The 5,027-nt window shown below is 38.9% G+C and carries 6 protein-coding genes; 1 reads left to right on the forward strand and 5 read right to left on the reverse strand.

The window, feature by feature from the left end; genetic code table 11:
- Positions 1-67: 67 nt before the first annotated feature.
- The 3 genes from ACIQVU_RS20015 to ACIQVU_RS20025 all read right to left on the reverse strand — a co-directional run bounded on the left by ACIQVU_RS20015 (position 68) and on the right by ACIQVU_RS20025 (position 2,537).
- Complete coding sequence (locus ACIQVU_RS20015; RefSeq protein ID WP_402896993.1) at positions 68-1,090, reverse strand: site-specific integrase; 1,023 nt, start codon at positions 1,088-1,090, stop codon at positions 68-70.
- Between the two features lie 380 nt (positions 1,091-1,470).
- Positions 1,471-1,593: a hypothetical protein gene (locus tag ACIQVU_RS20020; RefSeq protein ID WP_402896995.1), complete on the reverse strand. Its 123-nt coding sequence runs from the start codon at positions 1,591-1,593 to the stop codon at positions 1,471-1,473.
- Between the two features lie 650 nt (positions 1,594-2,243).
- On the reverse strand, positions 2,244-2,537 hold the full coding sequence (locus tag ACIQVU_RS20025) for a hypothetical protein (protein WP_402896997.1): 294 nt from the start codon (positions 2,535-2,537) through the stop codon (positions 2,244-2,246).
- Between the two features lie 38 nt (positions 2,538-2,575).
- Between ACIQVU_RS20025 and ACIQVU_RS20030 the strand changes: the two genes are divergently transcribed.
- Positions 2,576-3,220, forward strand: coding sequence for a hypothetical protein (locus ACIQVU_RS20030; RefSeq protein ID WP_402896999.1), 645 nt, complete (start codon positions 2,576-2,578; stop codon positions 3,218-3,220).
- Between the two features lie 111 nt (positions 3,221-3,331).
- Here the strand turns inward: ACIQVU_RS20030 and ACIQVU_RS20035 are convergent, their stop codons facing one another.
- Positions 3,332-3,988, reverse strand: coding sequence for a replication protein (locus tag ACIQVU_RS20035; protein ID WP_402897001.1), 657 nt, complete (start codon positions 3,986-3,988; stop codon positions 3,332-3,334).
- A gap of 69 nt (positions 3,989-4,057) precedes the next feature.
- Complete coding sequence (locus ACIQVU_RS20040) at positions 4,058-4,213, reverse strand: ribbon-helix-helix protein, CopG family (protein ID WP_402897003.1); 156 nt, start codon at positions 4,211-4,213, stop codon at positions 4,058-4,060.
- Positions 4,214-5,027: the final 814 nt, after the last annotated feature.

Genomic DNA, 5,027 nt, shown 5'->3' on the forward strand with positions numbered 1-5,027 from the left:
TCAACTCTTTGTCACCTCATCGACTTACAGTAAGTTTTTTGACAGGTACATTGATAGGGTAGGGGAGTTATCTCAAATAGCGCATTGCAAGCTCCCAGCGATTTTTTCCGTGCCCTAGCTCGCCATGTATTTTATCCATCACCGCTTTTGTACTAACATACAACGCTTGGTCCTGCTCACTTAATATGCCATAGTCCGCCTTGCGCCCCTGTTCGCGATTGGCTAAAATCCGTTGCATCATATCACGTTGCTCTTTAGTAGCAAGTTGTGCCAGCCGATCCCTAGCATAAGCGTGACGAAAGCCATGACAACCACGCCCAGCTTGCACTACATTTGCCTTTTTACATGCTACGTTGACCCCATCGCGTATCGTACCGCTTGCTACACGCACAAGACGCTCCTCTGGTTGCTTTTCAGCCAACAATTGCGCTAGCTGCTGTTCAAATGTTTTCGGCACAGGCACACAACGAAAACGTCCACCCTTCGTTATACCTCTCCCTTGTGCAATCTCCAAATACCAGGAACCTCCTTTAACCACAAAATGCTCCGTTCGCACATTAGCAGCCTCACGTACACGCAAGCCTAGCTCACGCATTAAATCCACCGCTTTTTGCACTTCTGGAGAACACTGTGCACGAATGGCTTGCACCTCGCGTTCACTATAAGCCCTATTACGCACGTTTTCGCTCATTTTAACAGTCACCAAACGTTTAGGTGGGCAAAATCCCTCAAAACGCACAGAAGGGCTTTGCAGGCGCTCCAAACGCGCCGCAAAACCACGTTCTAACAAACGCAGCGATGTTTCAACATTTTGCATATGGCCCTTTGACAATCCTTTGTCAGCCATATAAGCCATATACATCGCATAATGTTCCTGGCGTAAATCCACAATCGACTTCACACCATGCTCAGCCCGTACCCACTTGACAAAGTTTTGTGCATCGGACATCGTATTTTGCTTTTGCTTGACCGAATGGATACCCTGCGTGCCGTTCCGCTTCGCCTCGCGCTTTGATTGTCCGATTTTATCGATGGCATCAATACTCTCTTTCACCTCGCGTACAATCGATGTTCGCCCTTTCCTTGCCATAAAATCACTCCTTTTCTACAAACAAAGCGAAAAAGAAAGGCAGCTTTTGCCACCTTAATAGCTCGGCTGCTAAAGCACCCAAGCTATTAAGGTGTCGGATCCGCCCCACGCAAAAATATCAAATTGTCAATGTACTGCACGACCTGTTTTAACCGTCCGCACTTTGTTATCGAGGTGTGCCATATTTTTTCCCCGCCATATAACGCTGGCGCGTTCTTATCAGCAATGCTGATAAGATGTGACTGCTCCGCAGCCAACAGTTGCTAAAGCAACTGCAACCAAAACACATGTCGGCTCTGCCGACTGACTGCTACCGCAGTCAAAACACAAAAAAGCACAGACCACTAAACTGGTCTATGCTCTCTCTTTTTTTAATGCTATCATTCTGCCAATTTGTGTAATTCCGATTGCGCTCGTATAGCCTCGATTTTTTCGCCCGCAGCGTATTGCTTCAACACAAAACTTTCTTCTCTGACTGTTAAACGCGATCTAAATTCATCCATTTCCATTTCCCTCCCTCAATTATTTTTTACATAAAAAAATGACACGTTGCGCTAAACGCTACCTGTCATCTCAATTTCAATTTTTATTTTTTTGCCACCCGTTTGGTGCTACTGGTTGTACTCGCCAACAAACAAAAATACCACAACTATCATTTTTTAAAGACAACAAAACACATTTATGCCATACGGCTGCCTTTATTTATAAAAGGCTAAAAAACTTGTGCCGAATCTGCCTTGTAAAACCAAGGATATGACGACTTCCGCTGCGAGCGACTTAAAGATAATTTATTAAAATCATCATATCACATTGTTATATTTTTGCACAAAAAAATTATGTTATAATTGTCCGCGTTGTCGCACCCAGACTGGCAACAGTAAGGGGGTGTATCAGTTGGAATTTGCTATCTCTTTTTTGGTTTCCTTTTTGGCAGGAGTATCTTGCTACTACTTCTGCAAATGGCTAGAAAACAGAAACCACAGCGACAACTAGCCTAAACGGTTCACTCTACCGCAAAAGAGCAGAAACCCCCAGTAGGTGCAACTACTGGGGGTTTCGTTTGTGTACCAGTTGGTACTATCTCTTTTTTGCTGATTCCATCATAACATTGATCATCAGCATTTTAAAGTATACTCATCTCAATAGAACCTATTCACTTATAACTTTTTTCTTTAGACTTCTCCATATAATCCTCTATTTTAGAAAATATAAAGTAAACAATAAAAAAATTTATACTTAAAGTCATAAAATCATATAACAAATTCAAAGCTCCAAAATCCTTTACTTGAAAGACTGTAATTCCTTCCACACCTTTATATTTAATCCACTTAAATGGAACACCAAACAGGAATGTAATTACAATACTAGCAATAGCTGATTTTTTTCTAATATAAAACCCACCTTTGGTTTTTTTTAGCTTTTTTAACTCTATTAACCAAAAATACATGTTACTATAATTATATACTAAGAAAAGGAAGTGTTAAAATGAAAAGAACAGTCATATCAGTACTATTCACATTTATGCTTACAATCCTTATTTCTCAAGCCGCAAGCGCCTCGGAAAACCCAACACAGTTTGAAGACCAAATCCAAGAGCTAAGCACTAAGTATGACATCCAATTATCAGATTCTAATGTAACTACTTTTTCTAATCAAACTCCTCTTGCCTTTGACACTATAGAAGAATTCGAAGAATTCCTAAAAACACTAACAGAAGAGGAAAGCCTTTCTACAACAGAAGAAATTATAGTTACACAAAACGATATATCCCTTTTTTCAACTATATATTCAGGAACTATCCAAAGATCTTGGTGGGGTCCTATGAACGGCCCTGTAATGGGAGTATTAAACCAAAGAAACCTATCTTTTAATTACACTTATAAATTTGTAAACAATAAACCTCAATATGTATCAGTATCAAACATAGATTCATGGCAAACAGGATACCATGACGTAAAATGGACACACAAAAGTGGCACATCATCATTTAGCACTGTCACTTCTTATAGAGATACAGCTACTGTAGTTGCTAAAGGTATTTATACACTAGGTGTAGTAATTGGTAGCCAACCTATTGGATTCACATGGAATGGTGAATGGGATCGAACAATCACTCTAGTAACATCTTAAAAATAAAAAGGGGAGTAGTGAAATTATCACTACTCCCCTTTTTATTCAATTCTTCAACTGTTAATTCATGTTTGATCCCTTTCTCAAAAAATATCGTGTTATTTCATTTCGTCATTTTAATTCACCTGTTTCTCTATCAATATCGTCTCGACCATATTTCCGTTCTTGATAAACAGCATCAAAATACAATCTAATCAATCCAGTATGCGAACGTAAAACAGAATTGATAATTTTCATGCTGGGTAGGTTATACTCTGCACCATGAACTCTTACAAACCTTCTCAACTCTCGCATATTCGCAATATCATAATCATCAATCAAATCACAAATTTCGTTTAACATGTCTTCTTTGTCTTCAACATCAAGCGTTATATATCTATCAATATCAAAGTTATTAAGCAGCTTAATATCTTTTTTATCGTACTTATGTTTATTTTTAGCAATCGCATCTTTAGATTCATGAGTCAAATATAAATACATATTTTCCATGTTAGTAACTACGATTTTAACCATTGCGACACTTTTTTCGCCTAACATTTTTTTAATTTTAAAACGTACACTATCAGCAGTCACAGGATTTTTAGCCACATAAATAACATGATAATGAGCCTTCTTATATTTTTGCCCATCAACATCACTCAAATCCTTATCATGTAAAGGACTAATAGCAATAGGTACACCAATCATTTCCAATCTTTCTTCCCAATCCGAAGGTATAGAATCGGGATACAATAAAAAAGTGAAGTATCTAGCCTTTTCTTTTGCCATTTGTTATAATCACCTCATCAGAAAAACCTATAGCGAAAACTCGTATCCTTCAAAAACTCGAGTTTTCGCTTATTTTTTTTGCTCTGAATCCTTTCTCGCATATTCTTCTAAAGCCAAAACAAATATTGCAGATTTAGAAAATCCTTTTTCTTTAGCTAATTTTTCAACCAAATCATATTGTGATTTAGTCAAACCTATAGAAACTCTTTTTTTGTTCTCAGCCATTTTAACCCTCCTAAAAATTACATTATCAATGTAAAAATATTTTACGTTTTTTTTGCAAAAACAGTCAATATTTTTTACAACGCAAAAAAAACTCGCCAAAAACTCGCCAAAAACTCGCTCAGGTGTCGCAAGCTTCAAACCCTTGCCGCTCTAGTGTTTGTGTGGCTTTTTCGCTCAATTTGGCACTCGGCACTTAAAAGGGGGGTCGTAGTACCCCCCTCCTCATTCCCCGAATCTCTTAAAAAATTGAAACCCAAAACTCAAAAAAGCAACTCACTTCGTTCACCCAAAATCAAAACCAGAACCCAAAATCAAAAACCCAAAACCTTGCCTTTTTGAAAAAAGGCAATCCCAAAAACTTTTCGCTTACAGCTGGTGCCGAAAAAAATGTTGTGGGGAAAAACGCCCCACCCCATTTCCTTCGTCAATGGCTAGCTTGATAAATCGTGTCTACAGCAACAAGGGCCGCTCCTTAATGCTCCTACGCTAGCGCTCCGTCCGCTTACCGCTTTCCGCTACGCTCCACCCTTGCAGCTGCACCATATGCTTCTGTAACGCCTCAAAAGGGGTCTATTTGACGTTTAAAATATTTTCGAATAGAAAAGTACCACTCGCACCTTAATCGCCCTTAAATCGTTTCCTATGCACTTATACTACCCTTGTCTATTTAAACATTCGACAAGTAGAACAAGTGTCCCCTCCCCCCTTGTCGATTTTTGTCAACTCTTTGTCACCTCATCGACTTACAGTAAGTTTTTTGACAGGTACATTGATAGGGTAGGGGAGTTATCTCAAATAGCGCATTGCAAGCTCC

The sequence above is a fragment of the Lysinibacillus sp. NPDC098008 genome (genome assembly GCF_044760715.1).
Lineage (GTDB): Bacteria > Bacillota > Bacilli > Bacillales_A > Planococcaceae > Lysinibacillus.

Coding starts and splice junctions, on each gene's coding strand:
- ACIQVU_RS20015 (WP_402896993.1), bottom strand. CDS start 1,090: ATGGCAAGGAAAGGGCGAACATCGATTGTACGCGAGGTGAAAGAGAGT.
- ACIQVU_RS20020 (WP_402896995.1), bottom strand. CDS start 1,593: ATGGATGAATTTAGATCGCGTTTAACAGTCAGAGAAGAAAGTTTTGTG.
- ACIQVU_RS20025 (WP_402896997.1), bottom strand. CDS start 2,537: ATGTATTTTTGGTTAATAGAGTTAAAAAAGCTAAAAAAAACCAAAGGT.
- ACIQVU_RS20030 (WP_402896999.1), top strand. CDS start 2,576: ATGAAAAGAACAGTCATATCAGTACTATTCACATTTATGCTTACAATC.
- ACIQVU_RS20035 (WP_402897001.1), bottom strand. CDS start 3,988: ATGGCAAAAGAAAAGGCTAGATACTTCACTTTTTTATTGTATCCCGAT.
- ACIQVU_RS20040 (WP_402897003.1), bottom strand. CDS start 4,213: ATGGCTGAGAACAAAAAAAGAGTTTCTATAGGTTTGACTAAATCACAA.